This window comes from Streptomyces albicerus (assembly GCF_008905045.1).
GTDB classification, from domain to species: Bacteria; Actinomycetota; Actinomycetes; order Streptomycetales; family Streptomycetaceae; genus Streptomyces; species Streptomyces albicerus.
Genome location: NZ_VWMY01000029.1, coordinates 47,022 through 69,253, shown reverse-complemented (window position 1 = coordinate 69,253; position 22,232 = coordinate 47,022). Strand labels below are relative to the sequence as shown.

At 69.9% G+C, this 22,232-nt stretch carries 18 protein-coding genes and 3 pseudogenes; 12 read left to right on the top strand and 9 right to left on the bottom strand.

The window, feature by feature from the left end; all coding sequences use genetic code 11:
* The first annotated feature begins 74 nt into the window (after nucleotides 1-74).
* Both GAS53_RS26280 and aceB read left to right on the top strand, forming a co-directional pair.
* Nucleotides 75-674 (top strand): nucleotidyltransferase family protein, encoded by a 600-nt coding sequence (locus tag GAS53_RS26280; RefSeq protein ID WP_151480175.1) that lies wholly within the window; start codon nucleotides 75-77, stop codon nucleotides 672-674.
* A 202-nt stretch (nucleotides 675-876) separates the two neighbouring features.
* Nucleotides 877-2,502: a malate synthase A gene (aceB, locus tag GAS53_RS26275; RefSeq protein ID WP_151480174.1), complete on the top strand. Its 1,626-nt coding sequence runs from the start codon at nucleotides 877-879 to the stop codon at nucleotides 2,500-2,502.
* A 52-nt stretch (nucleotides 2,503-2,554) separates the two neighbouring features.
* Here the strand turns inward: aceB and GAS53_RS26270 are convergent, their stop codons facing one another.
* The 3 genes from GAS53_RS26270 to GAS53_RS26260 all read right to left on the bottom strand — a co-directional run bounded on the left by GAS53_RS26270 (nucleotide 2,555) and on the right by GAS53_RS26260 (nucleotide 5,537).
* Nucleotides 2,555-2,857, bottom strand: coding sequence for a SelT/SelW/SelH family protein (locus GAS53_RS26270; RefSeq protein WP_151480173.1), 303 nt, complete (start codon nucleotides 2,855-2,857; stop codon nucleotides 2,555-2,557).
* Between the two features lie 4 nt (nucleotides 2,858-2,861).
* Nucleotides 2,862-3,785, bottom strand: coding sequence for a HipA family kinase (locus GAS53_RS26265; protein WP_151480172.1), 924 nt, complete (start codon nucleotides 3,783-3,785; stop codon nucleotides 2,862-2,864).
* Between the two features lie 171 nt (nucleotides 3,786-3,956).
* Nucleotides 3,957-5,537 carry an IucA/IucC family protein gene (locus GAS53_RS26260; RefSeq protein WP_404829289.1) on the bottom strand — a complete coding sequence of 527 codons (1,581 nt, stop codon included), beginning with the start codon at nucleotides 5,535-5,537 and terminating at the stop codon, nucleotides 3,957-3,959.
* A gap of 105 nt (nucleotides 5,538-5,642) precedes the next feature.
* Between GAS53_RS26260 and GAS53_RS26255 the strand changes: the two genes are divergently transcribed.
* The 5 genes from GAS53_RS26255 (at nucleotide 5,643) to GAS53_RS26235 (ending at nucleotide 11,821) form a co-directional block, all read left to right on the top strand.
* A complete protein-coding gene (locus GAS53_RS26255; RefSeq protein WP_225859091.1) occupies nucleotides 5,643-7,142 on the top strand; it encodes an IucA/IucC family protein in 1,500 nt (499 codons plus the stop codon).
* A 132-nt stretch (nucleotides 7,143-7,274) separates the two neighbouring features.
* Complete coding sequence (locus GAS53_RS26250; RefSeq protein WP_151480170.1) at nucleotides 7,275-8,801, top strand: hypothetical protein; 1,527 nt, start codon at nucleotides 7,275-7,277, stop codon at nucleotides 8,799-8,801.
* A gap of 22 nt (nucleotides 8,802-8,823) precedes the next feature.
* Nucleotides 8,824-9,603, top strand: a complete 780-nt coding sequence (locus GAS53_RS26245) for an NUDIX hydrolase (protein WP_151480169.1) — start codon at nucleotides 8,824-8,826, stop codon at nucleotides 9,601-9,603.
* 71 nt (nucleotides 9,604-9,674) lie between these two features.
* Nucleotides 9,675-10,958 (top strand): VWA domain-containing protein, encoded by a 1,284-nt coding sequence (locus GAS53_RS26240; RefSeq protein ID WP_151480168.1) that lies wholly within the window; start codon nucleotides 9,675-9,677, stop codon nucleotides 10,956-10,958.
* Nucleotides 10,958-11,821: a hypothetical protein gene (locus GAS53_RS26235; protein WP_225859090.1), complete on the top strand. Its 864-nt coding sequence runs from the start codon at nucleotides 10,958-10,960 to the stop codon at nucleotides 11,819-11,821. The genes GAS53_RS26240 and GAS53_RS26235 overlap by 1 nt, the downstream gene beginning before the upstream one ends.
* A 120-nt stretch (nucleotides 11,822-11,941) precedes the next feature.
* Here the strand turns inward: GAS53_RS26235 and GAS53_RS26230 are convergent, their stop codons facing one another.
* On the bottom strand, nucleotides 11,942-12,574 hold the full coding sequence (locus GAS53_RS26230) for a winged helix-turn-helix transcriptional regulator (RefSeq protein WP_151480166.1): 633 nt from the start codon (nucleotides 12,572-12,574) through the stop codon (nucleotides 11,942-11,944).
* 86 nt (nucleotides 12,575-12,660) lie between these two features.
* Here GAS53_RS26230 and GAS53_RS26225 point away from each other — a divergent pair, with 86 nt between their 5' ends.
* From GAS53_RS26225 to GAS53_RS26215, 3 genes are all read left to right on the top strand, one after another.
* Entirely contained in the window at nucleotides 12,661-13,869 is a 1,209-nt protein-coding gene (locus tag GAS53_RS26225) for a pyridoxal phosphate-dependent aminotransferase (RefSeq protein WP_151480165.1), read from the top strand.
* Nucleotides 13,870-14,098: 229 nt separating this feature from the next.
* Complete coding sequence (locus GAS53_RS26220; protein ID WP_151480164.1) at nucleotides 14,099-14,767, top strand: hypothetical protein; 669 nt, start codon at nucleotides 14,099-14,101, stop codon at nucleotides 14,765-14,767.
* 120 nt (nucleotides 14,768-14,887) lie between these two features.
* Nucleotides 14,888-15,310 (top strand): acyl-CoA thioesterase, encoded by a 423-nt coding sequence (locus tag GAS53_RS26215; protein ID WP_151480163.1) that lies wholly within the window; start codon nucleotides 14,888-14,890, stop codon nucleotides 15,308-15,310.
* Here GAS53_RS26215 and GAS53_RS56530 read toward each other — a convergent pair.
* A pseudogene (locus tag GAS53_RS56530) lies at nucleotides 15,231-15,476 on the bottom strand (ATP-binding protein); the annotation flags it as partial. The gene GAS53_RS26215 and the pseudogene GAS53_RS56530 overlap by 80 nt on opposite strands.
* Before the next feature lie 158 nt (nucleotides 15,477-15,634).
* A pseudogene (locus tag GAS53_RS26205) lies at nucleotides 15,635-16,856 on the bottom strand (RNA-guided endonuclease InsQ/TnpB family protein).
* 25 nt (nucleotides 16,857-16,881) lie between these two features.
* Between GAS53_RS26205 and tnpA the strand changes: the two are divergent.
* Nucleotides 16,882-17,267, top strand: a pseudogene (gene tnpA, locus GAS53_RS26200) (IS200/IS605 family transposase).
* 229 nt (nucleotides 17,268-17,496) lie between these two features.
* Nucleotides 17,497-18,417 (top strand): oxidoreductase, encoded by a 921-nt coding sequence (locus GAS53_RS26195; protein ID WP_151480162.1) that lies wholly within the window; start codon nucleotides 17,497-17,499, stop codon nucleotides 18,415-18,417.
* A gap of 33 nt (nucleotides 18,418-18,450) precedes the next feature.
* On the opposite strand, the gene GAS53_RS26190 is transcribed toward GAS53_RS26195, so the two are convergent.
* The 3 genes from GAS53_RS26190 to GAS53_RS26180 form a co-directional block, all read right to left on the bottom strand.
* Nucleotides 18,451-19,674 (bottom strand): FAD-dependent monooxygenase, encoded by a 1,224-nt coding sequence (locus GAS53_RS26190; protein ID WP_151480234.1) that lies wholly within the window; start codon nucleotides 19,672-19,674, stop codon nucleotides 18,451-18,453.
* 8 nt (nucleotides 19,675-19,682) lie between these two features.
* A complete protein-coding gene (locus GAS53_RS26185) occupies nucleotides 19,683-21,086 on the bottom strand; it encodes an MFS transporter (RefSeq protein ID WP_151480161.1) in 1,404 nt (467 codons plus the stop codon).
* A gap of 216 nt (nucleotides 21,087-21,302) precedes the next feature.
* Nucleotides 21,303-22,175: an SDR family NAD(P)-dependent oxidoreductase gene (locus tag GAS53_RS26180; RefSeq protein WP_404829288.1), complete on the bottom strand. Its 873-nt coding sequence runs from the start codon at nucleotides 22,173-22,175 to the stop codon at nucleotides 21,303-21,305.
* Nucleotides 22,176-22,232 lie beyond the last annotated feature (57 nt).

Here is a 22,232-nt window from a genome sequence, read left to right as displayed (position 1 = left end):
ATTCAGTCCGCGGACACCATGAGGCCCGAACCGGTTCCCGGGCACGTCCGCGCCGGGTCCGGTATGCAGGGGGCATGACGCAGAACAACGAGCAGGTCGCCGGGCTGCTGCTGGCCGCCGGCGGAGGGCGGCGCCTCGGTGGACGCCCCAAGGCACTCCTGACCCACCGGGGGCGCCCTCTCGTCGAACACGCGATCGGAGTACTGAGGGCGGGCGGCTGCTCCCGGATCCATGTGGTCCTCGGCGCGGAGGCCGACACCGTGCGCGAGCGGGCCGTGCTGCCCGGCTGTGTACTCGTGGACAACCTCGACTGGGCGCAGGGCATGGGCTCGTCGCTGCGGGCCGGCCTGGAGTCGCTGGCCGGTACGGGCGTCCGGGGCGCGCTGGTGGCACTGGTCGACCAGCCGGGGATCGGGCCGGAGGCCGTGGGGCGCGTACTCGCCGCGTACGTGTCGGAGGAGTCGCTCGCGGCAGCCTCGTACGACGGGGAGAGGGGGCATCCGGTGCTCTTCGGCGCCGGTCACTGGGCGGGGATCGCCGCGACTGCGACCGGGGACCGGGGGGCACGCGCCTACCTGAAGGCCCACCAGGACGAGGTCGTGCTCGTCGAGTGCGGGGACGTGGCGCAGCCGTACGACATCGACACGGAAGGCGACCTGGTCCACCTTGAGTGAACGGGGTGGCACTGAGCGCCACCTTCCCTCGACTCAGAGAATCTCGACGTCAACAGATCATTGAACTTCCACCATGAGGAAACTACTATCCACTGTTCAGAAGCGCCTGACCGCCCTCAAGGCGCTGTCAGCCGCATCTGGGCCCCCTGGCACCCAGTGCCGCGGTGTACTCACGTCAGCTCGCTGAAGGAAGTGACAGTTCATGTCCGCACCAGCGCCGTCCCCGCTGGCCATCGTCGACGCCGAGCCCCTGCCGCGGCAGGACGAGGTCCTCACCGACGCGGCCCTCGCCTTCGTGGCCGAGCTGCACCGCCGGTTCACGCCCCGGCGTGACGAGCTCCTCGCCCGCCGTGCCGAGCGCCGCGCCGAGATCGCCCGCACCTCCACACTCGACTTCCTCCCGGAGACGGCCGCCATCCGCGCCGACGACTCCTGGAAGGTGGCGCCGTCGCCCGAGGCCCTGAACGACCGCCGGGTCGAGATCACCGGCCCCACCGACCGCAAGATGACCATCAACGCCCTCAACTCCGGCGCGAAGGTCTGGCTCGCGGACTTCGAGGACGCCTCGGCGCCCACCTGGGAGAACGTGGTCCTCGGCCAGCTGAACCTCACCGACGCGTACACCCGGAACATCGACTTCACGGACGAGCGCACCGGCAAGTCGTACGCCCTCAAGGCCCCGGAGCAGCTGGCGACGGTCGTGATGCGCCCCCGCGGCTGGCACCTGAACGAGCGGCACCTCGTCGACGCCGACGGCACTCCGGTCCCCGGCGCGCTCGTCGACTTCGGACTGTACTTCTTCCACAACGCCCAGCGTCTGCTCGACCTCGGCAAGGGCCCGTACTTCTACCTCCCCAAGACGGAGTCGCACCTGGAGGCCCGCCTCTGGAACGAGGTGTTCGTCTTCGCGCAGGACTACGTCGGCATCCCCCAGGGCACCATCCGCGCCACGGTCCTCATCGAGACGATCACGGCGGCGTACGAGATGGAGGAGATCCTGTACGAACTCCGCGACCACGCCTCGGGGTTGAACGCGGGCCGCTGGGACTATCTCTTCTCCATCGTCAAGAACTTCCGTGACGGCGGGCAGAAGTTCGTCCTGCCGGACCGCAACGCGGTGACGATGACCGCCCCGTTCATGCGCGCGTACACCGAACTGCTCGTCCGCACCTGCCACAAGCGCGGTGCGCACGCGATCGGCGGCATGGCGGCGTTCATCCCGTCCCGGCGTGACGAAGAGGTCAACAAGGTCGCCTTCGAGAAGGTCAAGGCCGACAAGGACCGCGAGGCGGGCGACGGCTTCGACGGCTCCTGGGTCGCGCACCCGGATCTGGTCCCGATCGCGATGGCCTCCTTCGACGCGGTCCTCGGCGACAGGCCGAACCAGAAGGACCGTCTCCGCGAGGACGTCGACGTCAAGGCCGCCGATCTCATCGCCATCGACTCCCTCCACGCCAGGCCCACGTACGACGGACTGGTCAACGCCGTCCAGGTCGGCATCCGCTACATCGAGGCCTGGCTGCGCGGGCTCGGCGCCGTCGCGATCTTCAACCTCATGGAAGACGCGGCCACCGCCGAGATCTCGCGCTCGCAGATTTGGCAGTGGATCAATGCGGGCGTCGAGTTCGAGAACGGCGAGAAGGCCACACCGGAGCTGGCCCGCAAGGTCGCCGCCGAGGAACTCGCCGACATCCGCGCCGAGATCGGCGAGGAGGCCTTCGCGGCCGGCAACTGGCAGCAGGCCCACGACCTGCTGCTGAAGGTCGCCCTCGACGAGGACTACGCGGACTTCCTGACACTGCCGGCGTACGAGCAGCTGGCCGGCTGAGCGGTCACTTCGTCGGCTGAGCGGTCACTGCGTCGGCCGAGCCGCCGAGGTCCTACTTCTCCGAGTGGCCCAGGGACTTTTCCGGGGCCACTCGGTCGCGTACGAGGCGCTTCACGGCCGTCGGCTCGGGGAAGCCCTGCTCTCGGCGGTCCCAGATCACCTCGTCGTCGACCCGTACGACGAAGACGCCGCCGGTGCCCGGCTTGAGCGCGAGCTCCGTCAGCTCCTGCTCGAAGGTGGTGAGGAGTTCCTGTGCGAGCCAGGCGGCCCGGGGGAGCCAGCGGCACTGGGTGCAGTACTCGATCTGGACGCGGTGCAGGGCCGCCGGGGAGTTCGGGGAAGTCGGAGCGGTCACGGGGTCAGGGCTTCCTTTCGAGGTGCACGGACCAGTCCTGCTCGGCCGCGGGCTTGCCGTGCAGGTCGGGGACCCGCTTCAGCCAGTTCGGCCGGCCTTCCTGGGTCTTCGCCGCACGGTGTGCGTCCTCGGCGGCGAGCTGTTCACGGTTGGGGAAGTCCGTGGGGAGCCAGGCCGCGGAGGCCTTCACACGCGCGCGAAGGTAGGCGACGTACGCCTCGCGGGCCTCGTCGGGCGTCGCGAAGCCGGGCTCGTCGGCGAGCCAGGCGTCCGGCACCTCCCCCGTGATCTCGCGCAGGAGCTCCTCGGTCACCCGGGGAGCGAGCTCGGCGTCCGCCGCCCGGGTGTCCGGGGTGTACCCGCCGAGCGCGTGCCGCCGGAAGTCGTACGCCTTCTCCGGTGCCGACGCGTCCCAGCGGTGGTGGAAGACGAGGGCCGCACCGTGGTCGATCAGCCACAGCCGCGGGGGCGCGACGCCGAGCGTGGGCCAGATCATCAGGTTCGAGCTGTGCGTCGTGCGGTCCACGTTGACCGTGAGGGCGTCCAGCCAGATGATCCGGCCCGCCTCCAGCGGATCGACGGCGAACGTCTCCGCGACCTCCGGCGTGAAGTCATGGGCGCCCGACAGATAGTCCATGCCGAGGTTGAGCCCGGCGCTGGCGCGCAGCAGGTCCTGGACCTCCTGGTGGGGCTCGTGCTCGGCGACCGCCGGGTCGAAGTGCACCAGCACCAGCTCGGGGAACCGCAGCCCGAGTGCCCGCGCGAGCTCCCCCACGATCACCTCGGCGACCAGCGCCTTGCGCCCCTGCGCCGAGCCCGTGAACTTCACGACGTACGTCCCCAGGTCATCGGCCTCGACGACGCCGGGCACGGAGCCGCCCGCCCTCAGCGGGGTCACGTATCGATCGGCGGTCACTTCGCGCAGCACACCGGCCACTGTAATTCAGCCGCTCGCGCGGCTGACCGGTATTTTCTGCCCGCCGCCCCCGCGGGCACGATCACGGATCCTCGGATACAGCACGGGTTCACGCTCGCTCCCGTTCCGACTTCGGCGTGGACGCGCCGGCGGCGCTGGAGGCGGCCGGGGCGGCACGACCGCCTAGGAGACGGCGCCGGCCGTCTCCCGGAGCGGGTTGGCCAGCGGCAGATACCGTGCGTCCGCTCCGTCCGCGCCCGTCCACCGCAGCAGGAGATTCGTCTTTCCGGGGAGGGTGGGTGAGGTGAGGAGACCGGCGGCTTCGGGGATCTCGTGGCGCGTCAGCTCTCGCCGGGCGGCGGGCCACGGGTCGAAGCCGGGGTGGCGTTCCGTCAGTGCGGCCGCGATCTCGGTCAGGTTGTTCACGATCAGGGTGTACACCAACCGTTCCCAGCCCGCCGCCCGTGACACGTCCGACAGGAGTTTCACGCCCTCCGCGTCCCGGAACAGGGCCTGGACGGGCAGCCCTGCGGCGTCCACCGCCACCACCGTGTTCTGAAGGTGCGCCTCCAGGACGACACCGTGCCGTGCGAAGACCTCCAGGGCCGGCGGCACGACCTGACGCAGGTACGCCGTCCACCACGCCGCCGGGTCGGCGAGGGTGTCGAGCGGGCTGCCCTCGAAGCCCTCGGCCAGGGCGGCGGCCAGGAACGGGGTCGCGCCGGGGAGGACATGGCCGTGGAGACCGTCACGGACGAGGACGGCCAGTTCCTCGAAGGCGAAGTCGGCCGTGCGGTAGCCGCGGTCGCTCAGCCAGGCGGCGGACCCCCGCCCACCCGGACCGGCGGGCGCCGCCGCACCGTCCCGCAGCGCCGCGAAGGCGGATGTCACCGCCTCGTCCGTGCGGCGGAGCTTGAGCAGGTCGTCGCGCCACAGACGGCGGATGTCGTTCGTAATGCGCACGTCGAGGCTGAACTTGAGGAACAGGTCGTCCTCAGCGGCGTACACCGTGCGAATGGCGGCCGTGGGCAGGACGGCGTGCACGGTGTGGCCCAGCAGCACCAGGCGGCCGTCCGCGAAGGCCTCGCCCAGGCCCTGGCCGACCAGGTCGAGCTGCCAGGGATGGGCGGGCAGCAGCCGGTAGCCGGGCGGGGCCTCGCCCAGTGTGTCGAGCGCCGCTGTGTCGCCCTCCTCGACGACCGTGTCCTCGCGCAACCCGAGCAGGGTCAGTGGGAAGCGGGCGTACGCCTCGGGCGCGTACGGCAGCCAGCCGGCGACGGGGCCGCCGCCGCGGGCCTTGGGCGCGGGGTGGTAGGGGTGCCCGATGATCAGGGACTGTTCGGAGCGCAGGTACGGGTCGTCCGGCCGAGTCGCGTGGGCGCGGGCGGTGAGCAGTGCGGCCACCGCGTCCCGGCTGTCGAGCATCTCGCCGGGCAGTTCGGAGTTGGCTACGCCGGTGTGGTCGCGCAGCTCTTCCGCCGTGAGTTTGACCAGCTCGGCGTGGGTGAGCCGGTGCCAGGCGCCGTCGGCGCACACCTCGGGCCCGGCGGGCCTGCGTCCGTCGCGGACCCGCAGCAGCCGCCCGCTCGCCCGCAGGCGGTGGACGCCCGGCTCCCCGGCCTCCCCCGGGAGACGGGCGGGGTCCGCCACCTCCCGCAGGAGACAGTTGAGCAACGGCGCGGCCGCGTACGCGTCGGCGCGCTCGGAGATCTCGTCCCTGAGGCCCACCGGGTCCATCGGGTCCATGGGGTCCACGCGATTCATTCGTTCCCTACGGTGCACTGGTGATCAGTATGTCCGTCGTTCCGTGACGCCGGACTCCCGACGTCAGACTCCACGATGCGTACCCGCCCTCCAAGGAGCCCCACCGTGCAGCGACCCTCCACCACCGAGACCGAGCTTGCCATCGGGCTCGACGGCGCTCGGCCCGAACTGTCGGCGTCGTACACGGCTGAACTTCCGGGCGCGCGGGCGGCCGTCCTGACCCGGTTGTGGCGTGCGCTCGCGCATGAGCCGCTCCCGTGGGTCGAGCGCCGCGAGCCGGTACGTGACGGCCTCGTCCTCCGGCTCGCGGACGGCCGCCGGCTGCACGGCCCGCCCGCCGATCCGTTCGCGACCGCCGCGTACGTCACCGAGGTACACCTCGACGGCCGGCCGTACGACCATCCGGCACAGCTGATGACGGCGCTCGCCGTCCCGCACGGTGCGGACTTCGCCGCCGAACTCGACCACAGTGTGGCCTCGTTGGCGATGTCGCGGGCCGATCAGCCGAAGCCCGAGCGGGTACCGACGGTGAGCTGGGAGTGGGAGCAACGGGTGGTGGACGGGCACCCGTTCCACCCCAACTGCCGTTCCCGGCCCGGATTCTCGGTGGCCGAGCAGCTCGCGTACGGGCCCGAGCACCGGCCGGTGGTGCACCTGGGCCTGGTCGCCGTGGACGACTCTGTCGTACGCGGCGAGTGGCCGAAGTGGCTGCGGGACGGTGACCGCGTGCTGATCCCGGTGCACCCCTGGCAGGCGGCACACGTGCTCGACGTGCGGAGTCAGGAGGGGCCGAGCGCCCACCCGTTGATGTCGTTGCGCACCCTCGCCCTGCCCGACGGCCCGCATGTCAAGACCGCGTTGAGCGCCCGGCTGACGTCGTCCGTGCGGGACATCTCCGTCTACTCGATCGAGACGTCCGCGACGGTGTCGGCGTTCGTGGAGTCGGTCGCCGCCCGCACCGACGGTCTGTTGCACATCACCCGCACCCTGGGCGCGGCCACCGCCGGTTCCCCCGATCTGGCAGCGGTGCTGCGCGAGTCCCCGGACGCATACGCGGCCCCGGAGAGCGGCGAACGCGTGGTCCCGGTGGCCGCTCTCGCCGCGACCGGTCTGCCGGAATCCCCCGCCTGGATGGCCGAGTTCACCCGGCTCGCCCTCACCGTCTGTCTGCGGCTGCTCGACCTGGGTGTGGCCCTGGAGGCGCACGGCCAGAACCTCTTGGTGGTGCTCTCGGCCACGGATGCCCCGCTCCGCCTGGTCTACCGCGACCTCGCCGACATCCGCGTCAGCCCGGACCGGCTGGCCCGCCACGGCCTGTCGGTCCCCTCCCTGACCGGCCGTATCGTCACCGACGACGTGACTACGTTGCGCCGCAAGGTCTTCGGTTCGCTGGTCGCGGGCGCGCTGGCCGCGACGGCGGGTTCGGCGCCCGCCCTGCGCGCGGCGCTCTCCACCGCCGTGCGTGATCTGCCGCGCGGTGCGGATCTCATGACCCTTGTGACGGAGCCGCTCCCGAGCAAGGCACTGACGCTGATGCGCCTTTCGCCCGACCGGCGGGGGGACATCTGGGCCGCCCTCCCCAACCCCCTGTCGGACCCGAAGTGACGGCCGCCGACCCGAATGAGTGTCAACTTCCCCCGAAACCAAAGAAGTTCAACCACGCATCCGCCGTCACAACGGTAGACATGCATGATCAAGGGGCACATGAGAGGTAGGCAGAGTGTGGGGGAGCAGGGCATGCACGACACCCAGGGCATCGACGAGCTGATGGTTCCCATCCGTCCGGACCAGCTCGATTCGGGTGCGGTAATAGCCCAGTCGCTGGACAACCAGTGGGTCAGCGCACGGCTGATGAAGGAGATGATCAAGAGCGGCAAGTCCCTGCGCCAGGTGGAGCAGCAGCGCGACACGGAGGTCCGTGCCGAGTATTTCCGCAGCCTGATCAACGCCCAGCAGGTCGTGGTCAACCGGGCGTACTTCTACAACAACCGCGCGATCAGCCGGGACTTGGTCGAAGGGGAAGGCGCCCGGGCCGCACACCGGAAACTGCTCGCGTCCGGCGCTCTCGTGCCCTATCTGCTGGCGGAGCGCCACCCGACCGAACAGCCCGCCGCCCATCTGCACGTGGACGACATCGGCTTCGCGGCGTGGCGGGACACCTTCGAGGAGATGTCCGCCGCGGACCGCGTCCGGTGTGTCCGAATGTCGTGGGACGACCAGGAGAACCGGGACCGGACACGGGCCAAGCTGTATCGGCCGTTCGCCGCGAAGGTCCAGGGCCTGACCGCCCTGGACCTCGACCTGCTCGCGTCCCAGGTCGGCGTGGCACGCAAGGACATCACGGCCTTCCGGCAACGGCTCGGCGAACTCGTCTCCTTCAGCAACGGGCTGAGCGTCAGGGGCGAGCCGGTCGTACGCAACGTCCTGTACGAGGAGTTCGTGTGCGCGCCGGGCAGCAACGTCGTGGACGGGCAGTACGACCGCAACAAGCCGTTCGCCGGTCCGATCAAGCAGCTTCTGGACCTCCTCTACAGCGTCAACCTCGCTGACGGACTGGGCCGTTACCCCCTTACTCCGCAGGGCAGCCTGCGGCGGGTGGTACTCCAGGAGGAACGGGAGATGCGCGCCGGCTCACAGGTCGTCAGCGATCCGGAAGCGCTGTGCCTGTTCCTGCAGAGGCAGGCCTTCGGCATCGTCCAGGACCACCTCACCCCGTCCGCCGTCGACGGGCTGACCCTCGGAGACATCTGGACACTGCGCCAGAGCGCGTCCTGGAACGCGTACGTGGAGGCGTTCAGCTCGCTGTCCGCGGACCCGCTCGCGTTCCACGACACCGTGGGGCTGGTCTTCGACCGCTATGTGCAGCTGAACAAGCGGATCGTGGAACTCGCGGCGGCGCGCCGGCAGGGCGCCCAGGCGAACCGGTGGTTCCCGGTCATCGAGGTGGTCGTCACCCTCGGAGGTTCCGTGTTCACGGCGGTTACCGGCGACCAGGCCTGGGAAGTGATCGGAAGCGTCGCTCCCATCGCGGCCGGGGCAGTGGGCGGCTCCGTGCAACTGGTGCTGCGCAACAGGCTGGAAGGGGTACGAGAGCAGAAGTTCGCCCGTGAGATCGCCAGGGTCCGGCTCGACAGCGAACACGAGTGGGCGCGGTTCCACGATCTGGTCGCCGGTCTGAGCGGCTACCGGGAGGAGGCCGCGCCGCCCCCGCAGGCCACGGCTTCCACGACAACCCGGGACAGTGACGAGATATTTGACTGGTGACCACCACCATGCGAGGCGCCCCATGACAGCGGGCGAAGGCTCCGCGCGAGCGTACGAGGCTTTCCGGAGATCTCGTCCGGAGCTGTTCCGGAACGAGGCGGGCGGTTTCGAGATCGTGTCCGGCGCCGCCGCGATCCGGGCCGCCCGCCGCCAGGCTCGCGTGCGCGCAGCGGAACGGCTGGCGCGGGGCAGCCGGGCGCGGTACTGGTGGGCGCGGCTCCTGGGCGTCGTGCGGCGCGAGCGGGTCGGTGTGGTGTCGGCCGACCCGTTCCTGTACCACCTGCGGGATCCGGTGCGCTTCCCGGACGGAACGCCGGGCCTTTACAACCGAATCGTGCCACCGCCGGACGCGACACCCGGCATCGTCGTCCTGCCGCTGCTGGGCCCCGAGAACAGGGTCGTGCTGATCGAGCACTACCGGCATGCCACTCGGGAGTGGCACTGGGAAGCGGTGCGGGGCTTCGGAGAGCCGGGGGCGAGCGGCGACGACAATGTCGCACGGGAGCTGGGCGAGGAGTTGGGCGCCCGCCCCGGCGAGACCATTCCCCTCGGCGAAGTCCATCCGGACACGGGCCTGCTGGCCCACCGCGTGGAGTTGTTCGCGGCACGCGTCGGCTCCCTCGGCGAACCGCAGACGAGCGAGGGAATCCGCAGCGCGATCACCGTGTCGATCGCCGAGGCGGAGGAGATGGTCGGGAAAGGGGCCATCACGGACGGCTTCACGATTGCCCTGCTCTACCGGGCCCGCCTGGCGGGACTGTTCGACACGGGAACGGGACGGCAGGAACACGAAGCCACTTGACGGCGAGTGTGTTCCACGGTCGCCTCACCTCCCGTTTTGGAGGTCGACGCCTTGATCAATAAGATCCGGCGATGATCACAAGACAACGGCTGGCGGTGGGCGCATGCGCCCTGCTCGCCGCCCTGACGGCCGGGATCGCCCTCCCGGCCGGAGCCTTCGCCGGCGAACCCACGGGGGACGACGCGCCCAAGGTCGACCTCGTCCTCGATGTCAGCGGTTCGATGCGGGCCCGGGACATCGACGGCCAGACGCGGATGGCGGCGGCGAAGCAGGCCTTCAACGAGGTCCTCGACGCGACCCCCGAGGAGGTCCAGCTCGGCATACGGACGCTCGGCGCCAACTACCCCGGCGACGACCGTAAGACGGGCTGCAAGGACACCGAACAGCTCTACCCCGTCGGGCCGTTGGACCGCACCGAGGCAAAGACCGCGGTCGCGACCCTCTCACCCACCGGCTGGACCCCGATCGGCCCCGCGCTCCTCAAGGCGGCCGACGACCTCGAAGGCGGCGAAGGCTCCCGCCGTATCGTCCTCATCAGCGACGGCGAGGACACCTGCGCCCCGCTGGACCCGTGCGAGGTGGCCCGGGAGATCGCCGCCAAGGGGATCGGCCTCACCATCGACACGCTCGGTCTGGTGCCGAACATCAAGATGCGACAGCAGCTGAGCTGCATCGCTGAGGCGACCGGCGGAACGTACACCTCGGTGGAGCACACCGAGGAACTCACCGACAAGGTCAACCAGTTGGTCGACCGGGCCGCCGATCCGGTGGTGACTCCGGTCGCCGTGGACGGTGCCGACGCGTGCGCGCAGGCGCCCACCCTCAAGTCCGGGCTCTACACCGACCGCGAGGAGTTCGGGCAGCACCGCTGGTACCGCGTGGACGTGGCGCCGGGCTCCGAGCTGCGTGCCTCGGTGAGCGTCGCGGCCGACCGCCGGGTCAACCCGGACTACGGGGTGTTGCTGCGGGCGGTGACCGCGAGCGGCCGCGAGATCGTGCGCGGCGAGTCGACCGGCACCGGCCGGACCGACGTCATGTCGGCCGGTCTGCGCTATCCCAAGGCGGAAAGCGAGGACGGGGACAAGGACTCCGGCGACGGATCCGCGGCCGAGGTCGTGTGTCTCCAGGTCGCCAACTCCTTCTCGGCGGCGTCCGGCGTCAAGACCACACCCGGTCTGCCGCTCGAACTGACCGTCGATGTCGTCGACGGCCCTGACACGTCGAGCGACGTGGCGTCGTTCGGCCTCGGCCGCGGCTGGTGGCTGCTAGGTGCCCTGGTGCTCACCGGCTTCCTCGCGGGTGTGCTGTGGGGCTGGATCTCGCGCTGGCGGATCGCGGTCTGGAGGACCAACTGATGCGTATCACCCGTGTGTTGAGTGCCGCCCGTGTACTGAGTACTGCACGCGCGGGAAGCGCCGCCCGTGTGGTGGGTGCGGCCCTCCTGATGCTGGGGGTCGCGGTGTCCCCCGCGGCCGCCGACTCCTCCCCCTCCGCGAGCCCGTCGGACGAAGACTCCGCGCCCACCTCGGCCGGTACGTCCTTCCGTACGGCGACCGAGGTCGACCAGGGCCGGCGGGCGACCGCGAACGCGTCCACGGGCGACTACCTGTACTGGTCGTTCCCGGCCGACGCGGGACAGCGGCCCACCGTGAACGCGACGGTGAAGCTGCCGGATGCGCACGCCTCCGCGACCTGGCAGATCGACGTGTACGACGGGCTGCGGCGCCGGCAGGCGTGCCAGTACGGGGCGCAGACACGGACGGCGGCCGAGGACGCGGCCTCCGTGAACCTGTCCTGCACATTGCGTACGGTCCGCGCCTGGTCGGAGCCGTGGGCCAATGATCCGCTGCCGGGCACGTACTACATCCGGCTGACCACCGTCGGCCTCAAGTCGGCCGACCTCGGGCTGCCGGTGAGCGCCGAGGTCAAGGTCGACTCGAAGGACGTCGGCGGGGCGGCCGCGGTGGACGGCTCGCTTGCCGAGCCGCTGGTTCCGGGTGTCGCCGTTGCGGCCAAGGAGAGTGACGAGGACTCCGATACCTCCGTCGCCGCGCTGTCCAGCATCGAGCCCGACGACGGCTGGGCCTCCGGCTGGTGGTCCGATCGTTGGGTGTGGACCGCGATGGGCGGCGTACTGGCGGCGCTTGCGGGGGTTGGCGGGTACTCGCTGACGCGGGGGTGGCCTACGCGGCCCACGCGGGTTCCACCGGGCGCGTAACGCTCCGCGGGACGGGCCTATTGCACGCTGCGGGTCCGTTGTGGCTGGTCGCGCCCACGCGGCGGAGCCGCACATCGATGCAGCCCCGCGCCCCTTTCGGGGCGTCGGGGAACCCCCGCGTCAGGCCTCCCGCAACGCCTTTGCCAGCGGTCCCTCCCCCGCCACGGCGATACGTCCGTCCCGTATCGCGTCCAGCAGCATCAGGTCCCCCCGGCCGAGCGCCGTGCACGACTCGGCGTCGAGCGAGAGCCGGGCGTCGGGTTCCTCGGGCGCGGGCCCCTCCCCGTAGACCGGCCCGTCCTGGGCACCGAGCCGCACGTAGAACTCCCCTTCGTCCAGCCGCACTTGGACGACACCGTCACCAAGTCCCGCCAGGCAGCGCAGCAACGGCAGCGCGAACCAGTGCGCGCGCACCGCGTCGGTGGGCCGCCGCTCCGTCAGCAGGGCCGCGCCCCACTCGCCGAGGGCCTGCAGCACGGGCAGCAACTCGCGTCCGCGGCCGGTGAGTTCGTACACGTACGCCGCTCCGGGCGGCGGCAGCCTGCGCCGGGTCGTCAGGCCGTCCCGTTCCATGTCCTTGAGCCGGGAGGCGAGGACGTCCGTGCTCACGCCGGGCAGGTCCGTGTGCAGGTCGGTGTAGCGGCGCGGACCGGCCAGCAGCTCGCGGACGATCAGGAGGGTCCAGCGGTCACCGAGGACATCGAGGGCCCGGGCAGCGGAACAGTACTGGTCGTAGCTTCGGCGAGGTGACATGCGACGCAGTCTAGACAACTTGTTGGACTTTCCAAGCGGCTACTTGGTAAAACCAAGCAACACCACAACCTGGAGGTGCGCACCGCATGGAGTTCCGGCAGTCGAGCAAGCTCAGCGAGGTCTGTTACGAGATCCGGGGCCCGGTGATCGAGCACGCGAACGCCCTGGAAGAGGCAGGCCACAGCGTGCTGCGTCTCAACACCGGCAACCCCGCGCTCTTCGGCTTCGAGGCACCGGAGGAGATCCTCCAGGACATGATCCGGATGCTGCCCCAGGCGCACGGCTACACGGACTCGCGTGGCATCCTCTCGGCCCGCCGGGCGGTGGCTCAGCGCTACCAGGACCGGGGGCTCGAAGTCGGCGTGGACGACGTCTTCCTGGGCAACGGCGTCTCCGAACTCGTATCGATGGCGGTGCAGGCGCTCGTCGAGGACGGCGACGAAGTCCTCATCCCCGCCCCGGACTTCCCGCTCTGGACGGCGGTGACGACGCTGGCCGGAGGCAAGGCGGTTCACTACCTCTGCGACGAACAGGCCGACTGGTACCCGGACCTGGACGACATGGCGTCGAAGATCACGGACCGTACGAAGGCCGTCGTCATCATCAACCCGAACAACCCCACCGGCGCGGTCTATCCGAAGGAGATCGTCGAGGGCATCCTCGATCTCGCCCGCCGGCACGGCCTGATGGTGTTCGCGGACGAGATCTACGACCAGATCCTGTACGACGACGCCGTGCACCACTCGGCCGCCGCGCTCGCCCCCGACCTGGTGGTCCTCACCTTCTGCGGCCTCTCGAAGACGTACCGCGTGGCGGGCTTCCGCTCCGGCTGGCTGGTCGTCACGGGCCCGCGCCAGCACGCGAAGAACTACCTTGAGGGCCTCACCATGCTGGCCTCCATGCGGCTGTGCGCCAACGCCCCGGCCCAGTACGCCATCCAGGCCGCGCTCGGCGGCCGCCAGTCCATCCACGAACTCACCGCGCCCGGCGGCCGGTTGCGCGAACAGCGCGACCGGGCCTGGGAGAAGCTGAACGAGATCCCCGGCGTCTCGTGCGTGAAGCCGAAGGGCGCGCTGTACGCGTTCCCGCGTATCGACCCCTCGGTGCACAAGATCCACGACGACGAGAAGTTCGTCCTGGACCTGCTGCTCCGCGAGAAGATCCAGGTCGTCCAGGGCACCGGCTTCAACTGGCCCCGCCCCGACCACTTCCGCATCCTCACCCTCCCCCACACCGACGACCTGGACGCGGCGATCAGCCGGATCGGGCGGTTCCTGAGCGGCTATCGGCAGTAGGTGCGGGGCCTGGTTCAACCACCACCGCGGTTACGCGACGTGAACTGGAGCGGTGGGCTCGTGACCTGTGACGGTCCACGGGCGTCGGGCGGAGCATGCGCGTCCGGTTGCGGCCGGGTGGGATGTCAGACCCGGGTCGTAGTCTTCGAATGGGCCCACTGATCGACCGGATCATCGACCGTCATCGCGTGTGGCCCGCCGACCGACCGATCTCGGGAAGGAGCGCGCCGTGACACGACCGCCGACCGCCGCACAGCGGCGCGTCATCGACGCCGCCGATCCCGTGACCGGGCGACTGAGGGGTACGGAGAGCCAGCTCGCGGCGCTGGTGAAGCGCGGGCTCGCGTTCCGGCATCCACGCCCGCCGCATGATCACTTCCTGACGCCGGCCGGGCATCGAATACGGGAAGAGGCGCCTGCTGAGGCATCCACGGAGGCGGGCCCTGCCGGTGTTTCCGCCGCCGCGGAGGCCACTGCCGCCCAGGCGTCCGCCGCCCCCGGCGTATTCGCCGCGCGCGTCGGCGGCGAGGAGGCCGCCGACGCCGGTCCGTCGCGCGTACGTGAAGTGCACAGCGCCTGGCAGGGGCTGCTGGAGCTGCGGCGGATGACCAATCCGCACGGTGTCATGGACCGTCCGTGCGCGTGGGAGCGTACGCATCTGGTGCAGGCCGCCGCGCTCGCCCTCGAAGCGGCGGGGCACCGGCCGGCGGGGGCGGACACGGACGGGTACCGGGTGCGTGCGACGCCCCAGCCGGAGGCCGTCGCCGTGCGCGAGCCGGACGCCGGGGCGCTGCGGGAGTGCGCGGCGACACTGGAGAAGGCGGGATGGCAGGTCAGCGAGCATGCGGAGCCGCGTACCGGGGCGCGCTATCTGCTGGCCTCGCCCCGACGGGTGTGACAACCCGGAATGCCACACGGAAATGCGGCACGGATTTCCTTACGACATTCAATAGTTGACTTCCGTGAGCAACCGCTCAGTACGCTTGCGCCCATCCTGATCGCCGTAGAAGGGGAAATCGTGGCTGAACCGTTTGCCGTCCCGGTGACCGTGCGCGGGTACGAGACCGATGTCCAGGGACACGTGAACCAGGCCGTGTACGTGAACTACGCGGAGCATGCCCGCTGGTCGTTACTGCAGGCCGCCGGGATCAGCCAGGCCGGTCTGGTGGCCAAGGGCGTGGGCCCGGTGGCGCTGGAGACGACCATCCGCTACAAGCGGGAGCTGCTGGCGGGTGACGAGGTCGAGGTGACCTGCGCCTTCGACTGGGGCGAGGGCAAGACGTTCCGGATCGAGCAGACGATCCGCAAGACCGACGGCACGGTCGCCGCCGAGATCACGGCGGTCGGCGGCCTGATGGACCTCAGGGAGCGGAAACTGGTCGGAGATCCGAAGGAGTACTTCCGCGCGCTGGCCTCCGATCCGGGGCTGTTCGGTCTCTGACCCGGCCGGCCGGAAGGGTGACGGTGACCGTGAGTCCGCCGCCCTCGCGGGGGTGGGCGGAGACCTCGCCGTCATGGGCGCCGGCGATGGAGCGGACGATGGACAGGCCGAGTCCGGCGCCCTTCGCGGTGACCAGCCGGTCGACGCCGAGTCGGCGGAACGGCTCCGCCGGAGGCGCTGGCCGCGCCCTAGCTGCCACGCTGACGGGAGACGCGGGAGACCGCCCGGGCGTGCGGGGCGACTTCAGCTCGGAGAGGGCGACGATTGACTTGCTCCTCGGGCTGAAGCCCGAGGATTCTGGCCTTCTCGTCCGTTGCTGCGCCGCTACGCGGCACAGGTTTCGGGCGGGGATCCGTGCCTTCCTGTTTCTGCGCGCTGTGCCGGGACGAGTCCTGGTCTTACCGGCGCTCCGCAGGCTGATGCCGCCAGTCCAGCGGCCGTCTTGACGTTGATCGCGGCGTTGTGGTCCCGGTCGTGGAGGGTGCCGCAGGCGGTGCAGGTCCATTGCCGGACGTGCAGGGGCTTGGGTCCGTCCTTGGTTCCGCAGGCCGAGCAGGTCTGGGATGTCGGCTCGAACCGGCCGATCTTGACCAGGGTCCGGCCGTACCGGGCGGCCTTGTACTCCAGCATGTGGACGAATGCCGACCATCCGGCGTCGTGGACACTCTTGGCCAGCCTGGTGCGCGCCAGTCCGTTGACCGCCAGTTCTTCCACGCCGATCGCTTGGTTGTCGCGGATCAGCTGGGTGGAGAGCTGGTGGTGGAATTCGTGGCGCGCGTCGGCCACCTTGGCGTGGGCGCGGGCGACCTTGAGGCGGGCCTTCTCGCGGTTCTTGGATCCCTTCTGCTTGCGGGACAGCTCCCGCTGTGCCTTCTTGAGTTTCTTCTCCGCGCGGCGCAGGAACCGCGGGGATTCGATCTTCGTGCCGTCGGACAGGACGGCGAAGTGGGCGACGCCCAGGTCGATGCCGACGGCTTGGCCGGTGTCGGGCATGCGGGTGGCGTCGGCGGCGGGGTCGGTGTCGAGGACGAAGGAGGCGAAATACCGCCCGGCCGCGTCCTTGATCACAGTGACCGAGGAGGGCTGTGCGGGCAGGGTGCGTGACCACCTCACCTTCACCGCGCCGGTCTTGGGAAGGTTCAGCCTCCCGGAATTGGTGATCGACCAGCGGGCATTGGCCGTGAAGCGGATCGACTGCCGTGTGTCCTTGCGGGACTTGAACCGGGGCGCACCGGTCTTGGCGCCCTTGCGCTCGCCCCGAGGGAGGCGAAGAAGTTCTTGTAGGCGGCCTCCGCGTCGCGCAGGGACTGCTGGAGCACCACCGAGGAGACCTCGCCCAGCCAGGCCCGTGCAGCGGTCTGCTTCGCGGCGGTGATCAGCGTTTTGGACAACTCTCCGGCCGTCGGGAATGCCGGCCCGCTGTGCGGGCGTCCTCGCGGGCGCGCACCGCGTCGTTGAATACGACGCGGGCGCACCCGAACGCCTTGGCCAGGGCGGTGCGTTGGCCGGAATCCGGGTACAGGCGGAAGCTGTACCGAAGTTGCATGACGGCCACGATACCTACGTGGGTGATGGGCGAGATGCACAAGATTAGAACCGGTCGGCAATGTGTTTCCGTGATGCATGTCCCTTTGGACTTCGTGACCGAGTTCAGGCACAGCGTGGTCACCGATGCTCATCTGACGCGCATGGAGCAGATCATGCGGTCGGTGTGTGCGGATTTCGAGTGCGAACCGGTTGAGTTCAACGGCGAGGACCACCACGTCCACCTCCTGGTGACCTTCTCGCCCAAGGTCGCCGTCACCAAGCTCGTCAACTCCCTGAATTCCCCGACCTGGTACGGCACTACTGGCGCGCCAACAAGCTCTGGTCCGGTTCCTATTTCTCCGGAGCCGTCGGCGGCGCCCCACTCTCCGTGGTCAAGCAGTTCATCGAACAGCAGAGCCGGCCCGTGTGAGCATCGTCCGGCTCCGCCGGGCCAGCCCTCGCGACGCTCCCCGTCACGGGTGGGCAACACACCATCCGGCTCCGCCGGACAAGAATCCGCGACGCTCCGCGTCACAGCCATCAGATTCGCTTCACTACCGGGCTGAAGTCCGATGCACTGCGAATGAATCCCGGTAGCGTCGGGTTCGCCCCGAGCCGCGAGGCGTGCGGGCGCCGGCGTACGGCGAAGGAGTCGCGACATGACCAGGTGGACGGCGGCAGACATCCCCGACCAGCGCGGGCGCACGGTGATCGTCACCGGCGCGAACAGCGGACTCGGCGCGGAGGCGACCCGCGTGCTGGCCGAGGCCGGCGCGAAGGTGATCATGGCGTGCCGCAACGTGGACGCAGCGCGGGCGGTGGCTGACGCGATCGACTCAGCCATCGCAGACACCGCAGGCAGCGCAGACACCGCAGGCACCGCAGGCACCGAGGTGCGCCAACTCGACCTGGCCGATCTGGCGTCGGTGCGGGCTTTCGCCGAGGGCCTCGACGGCGAGGTCGACGTGCTGATCAACAACGCGGGAGTCATGGGGATGCCGAAGGGCACGACGGCGGACGGTTTCGAGCGGCACATCGGTACCAACCACCTCGGGCCGTTCGCGCTGACCGGCCTGCTGATCAACCGCGTGCGCGACCGCGTCGTCACCGTCTCCAGCGGCCTGCACCGGCTCGGCCGCATCCGCGACGACCTGAACTGGGAGCGCCGCCGCTACCAACGGTGGCTGGCCTACGCGCAGTCCAAGCTGGCCAACCTGCTGTTCGCCTACGAGCTCCAGCGCCGGCTGTCCGGGGCGGGTCGGCACACCCTGTCGGTGGCGGCGCACCCCGGCGTCGCCGCCACCGAGGGGCAGCGCCGGGACACCTCACTGCAGGGCAAGTTCCTGGCCGGCGGGCCCGCTCAGAGCCCCGAGATGGGCGCGCTGTCACTGCTGTACGCGGCGACCGCGCCCGGCGTCCAGGGCGGCGCGTGCATCGGGCCGGACGGCTTCCTGCAGCGCAACGGCCACCCGACTCTGGTCCGCTCCAGCCGCACCTCCCGCGACACCACACTCGCCGCCCGGCTGTGGGAGCAGTCCGAACAACTCACCGGCATCCGCTACACCGTCGAACCGCTCTGAGAACCCATCGGTGACCCAGCCTGAGGGATCAGGTCACGGCATCGGGGCGAACTCGGGCAGCCTAAGGGCTGAATGCGCCGGTCGTGCTGTCGCGGAGGGCATGGTGACGAGGTCACGCAGCATGGAGTTGCGTTGCTCCAGGGCCCGCACCGTGGTGGGGAAGAGCGTGGCCGCACCGGTGTCGACCAGTGCCTGATTCATGGCTACGAACTCGCGAACCTCGCGTTCGTAGGCGGCGAAGGCCGCAGTGTGGTCCCGGTCCGTGGCCAGGGCGTTGGCAAGCATGTAGGCACCGACCAGCGCAAGGCTTGAGCCTTGTCCGGTAAGGAACGAGGGTGCGTACGCGGCGTCGCCGACGAGCGCGACGCGGCCGCTGGACCAGTGGGGCATGCGGATCTGACCGGCCGTGTCGAAGAACAGGTCATCCGCGTCGCGCATGGCGTCGACCATGCCAGGGACCTCCCATCCCGCGCCTGCGAAGGTCGTGGCGACCAGGTCCCGCTGGGCGTCGCGGTTCCGGAGGGCATCGAACGGCGGTTCAGGTTGGTAAAAGTTCAGGAAGGCGTGAAGCTCGTCGTTGTCCCCGACGGCGTAGAGGGCCGCGGCTTTCCCCGGGGTGTTCCACAACATGAGCTCGCGGGAGAGCCCGAAGGTGTTCGGCATGGTGAAAATGGCGAAGCAGTAGCCGAGGTAGCGGTGGAACTGTTCTTCGGGGCCGAACAGGGACTCCCGGGTTTGTGAGTGCATACCGTCGGCGCCGACTACCAGGTCGAACGTGCGCCGTTGCCCACTGTGAAAAGTAACGTCGACCCCTTGTTCGGATTGGTCGAGGGTGTCGATGGAGTCGTCGAAGACGAATTCCACGTCGTCGCGAACTATCGCGTAGAGGATCGTGGCCAGATCCCCACGACGCACCTCGAGATCCTGTCCCTCGACACTGCCGGCAACGGCGCTCGGGGTGACCGAGGCCAACTTGCTGCCATCGGCGTTGAGGAAAGTGCAGCGAAGCGAGTCGATGTGCGCGTCCCGCAGTTGTGACAGTATCCCCATCCGCCGGACCACCTCTATCGCGGTACCGCGGATGTCGATCGGGTAACCACCGGCGCGCAGTGCGCCTGCCTTCTCCACCACGGTGACCGCGAATCCGGACCGGTGCAGCCAGTACGCCAGCGCGGGGCCGGAGATACTGGCCCCGGAGATCAGAACATTGCGCTTCGCGGTAGTACTCACGTCCATCGACAGACCGATAGGTGTCATACCTGGTGTCATACCTGGACTCCTTTTTTCTTTGTGAGACGGACAACGAGCAGTGACAATGCGGCGACGAGGCCGGCGACGGCGAACCCTGTGACGAAGGCCGATTCGGTCGGCAGGCCCGTCATCGGGTCGGCCCCGGCGTCGAGGATCGCGGCGCCGATCTGGGCGCCCAGGGCGACGCCGACCACGCGTGTCACCACGAGCATGCTGGTGGCGATGCCGGTGTCCCCGGTCTCGACGGCGGTGGCGTTGTTGGCAAGCAACGCCGTGCTGGCGATGCCCGCGGCGAGCCCGGTCAGCACCTTCGCGAGGACGAGCTGCCATTCCGCGGTGTGCTGGGACGCCAGGGCGATCAGTGTGACCGCCGTGACGACGGAGCCCCCGATGACCAGGGCACGCGGATTGAAACGCCGCGCCGCGATCCCGCCGACCGAATCGCTTAACGACCCGGCGATGGCGCCGGGCAGCAGGAACAGTCCGATGTCGGTGGTGCTGGCTCCGAAGCCGTACCCGTCGCCCGGTATCCCGAACAGCTGCGGGAGCAGGAGGCTCACCATCCCGGAACTGATGGTGATGATGAAGGTGAGCACGCACGCATTCCACATGGCAGGCTTCGCCAGCATTCGCAGATCGACCATCGGCGAGGCTGCCCGGCGCTCGACGGCGACCCATCCGGTCGCGAGGGCAGCCACGAGCACCGTGACGGCAACGACCGCAAGTGGCGGCATGCCGGAACCCGTCACCTTCACGAGCCCGAGCATGAACGTGAGCAACGTGGCGCTCAGTAGAACCACGCCGGGCCAGTCGATCCTGTGGTCCGATGGGACTGGCGGATCCTGCGGCATCAGCCGAGCCACGACCAACGTCGTCACGATGATCGCGATCGTCGGTATCCCGAACATCCAATGCCAGGACAGGTTTTCCGAGATCGGCCCGGGAATCACCGTTCCCACCATGCCGCCGCCCGTGAACAGCCCCATGACCAGCCCGATCGCCAGATGTGACTCTCGTGGCGAGAGGTGTTTGCGCACCAGGATGAACGAGAGGGGCAGCGCACCCACCATGGCGCCCTGAAATACCTGACCGAGCAACAACACCGGCAGGTTCGGCGCCAGGCCGGCCAACAGACCACCGGCCGAGACCACGGCCATCAGCCACATCAGCACCCGCTTCCCGCCGTAGCGGTCGCCGAGTTTGCCTGCGACGGGTGCGACGACCGCGCCGGTGACGAGGAAAGCGTTGCCGATCAATGCCCCTTCGCCAGAACTGACCCCCAGCTCACGTTGCAGCTGCGGGAGCGCAGGGTCCACCACTGTCTGCAGGGTGCCGAGGGCCAGTGCCAAGATGCCGAGGGCACCGATCGACAGTCTCCCGATGCGCACCGGGGAAACCACAGCTTCGGATGTCGCCACCTGTTGATCACTCCAGACACCGCCAGGGAAGGGGAATGCGCGAGATTCACGCGCCTCCCACACTTCCCTCCGGCGCCCCGCGGGGCATCGTCCCCCGCTGCCGTCTTCCCCTGGTGCATCCGGACCAGCCACTCACGTGTCCTGCTGCCCACGCACCAGACCGACTTGGGCCTCAGCGGGGCTCGGCCTGCCCCGCCTCCGCCCCCGCCCCGCCCGTCAGACCTCGCCGAAGGCCGCCTTGTGGTCCTCGACCCACTCCCGGTAGGTACGCGGCGGTCGGCCCAGCACCTGCCGTACGCCCTCCGTGACGACGGCGTTGCCGCCCATGCGTACGTACGCGCTGCCGGCCATGACGCCCTCCACGTACGCCGCGTCCATGCCCCACTCGGTCATCCGGGTGCGGGACTCCTCCGGGGTGAGGTCCTGGGTGTCGACGGGGCGGCCGAGGACCTCGGCGAGGACGGCCGCCTGGTCGGGGACGCTGAGCACCTCGGGGCCGGTCAGCGTGTAGGTGTGGCTTGCGTGCCGCGCGGAGAGCAGGGCCTCCACGGCGACCTCGGAGACGTCACGCGGGTCGATGACGCCCTGGAGACCGTCGCCGGTCATGTTCGGTACGGGCTCGCCCGCGCGGATGGCTTCGGCCCAGCTCAGGGTGTTCGAGGCGAAGGACGAGGGGCGTAGGACCGTCCACTCCAACTCGCTTTCCCTGACGGCCTGTTCGCCCGGGAGATGCCAGGAGCCGACCCTGCCGACGGCGGGGTCGCCGGTGCCGATCGCGGACAGCTTCACGATGCGGCGCACGCCCGCCGCGCGGGCCTGCCCGACCAGGGCCCGGTCGCGGTCCGCGTCGTCCGGACCCAGGACGCCGACCAGGAAGACGGCGGCGGCGCCGGACATCGCGGCGTCCACGGAAGCGGGGTCGAGGTAGTCCCCTCGTGCCACCTCCACCTCCACCTCCGCCCCCGTCCCGTCAGGCACCCGGGCCCGCGACGGATCGCGGGTCAGAGCGCGGACCTTCTCGCCACGCCGCGCGAGCTGTCGTACGACTTCACTGCCGATGGTGCCCGTGGCACCGGTTACCAGGATCATGGGCACCACCGTGCCCAGCGGGGAGACGGGGTCTCTAGGAAATTCCGGCACGGTTCG

Coding starts and splice junctions, on each gene's coding strand:
- GAS53_RS26280 (WP_151480175.1), top strand. CDS start 75: ATGACGCAGAACAACGAGCAGGTCGCCGGGCTGCTGCTGGCCGCCGGC.
- aceB (WP_151480174.1), top strand. CDS start 877: ATGTCCGCACCAGCGCCGTCCCCGCTGGCCATCGTCGACGCCGAGCCC.
- GAS53_RS26260 (WP_404829289.1), bottom strand. CDS start 5,537: ATGAATCGCGTGGACCCCATGGACCCGATGGACCCGGTGGGCCTCAGG.
- GAS53_RS26250 (WP_151480170.1), top strand. CDS start 7,275: ATGCACGACACCCAGGGCATCGACGAGCTGATGGTTCCCATCCGTCCG.
- GAS53_RS26245 (WP_151480169.1), top strand. CDS start 8,824: ATGACAGCGGGCGAAGGCTCCGCGCGAGCGTACGAGGCTTTCCGGAGA.
- GAS53_RS26240 (WP_151480168.1), top strand. CDS start 9,675: ATGATCACAAGACAACGGCTGGCGGTGGGCGCATGCGCCCTGCTCGCC.
- GAS53_RS26235 (WP_225859090.1), top strand. CDS start 10,958: ATGCGTATCACCCGTGTGTTGAGTGCCGCCCGTGTACTGAGTACTGCA.
- GAS53_RS26230 (WP_151480166.1), bottom strand. CDS start 12,574: ATGTCACCTCGCCGAAGCTACGACCAGTACTGTTCCGCTGCCCGGGCC.
- GAS53_RS26225 (WP_151480165.1), top strand. CDS start 12,661: ATGGAGTTCCGGCAGTCGAGCAAGCTCAGCGAGGTCTGTTACGAGATC.
- GAS53_RS26195 (WP_151480162.1), top strand. CDS start 17,497: ATGACCAGGTGGACGGCGGCAGACATCCCCGACCAGCGCGGGCGCACG.
- GAS53_RS26190 (WP_151480234.1), bottom strand. CDS start 19,674: ATGACACCTATCGGTCTGTCGATGGACGTGAGTACTACCGCGAAGCGC.
- GAS53_RS26180 (WP_404829288.1), bottom strand. CDS start 22,175: ATGATCCTGGTAACCGGTGCCACGGGCACCATCGGCAGTGAAGTCGTA.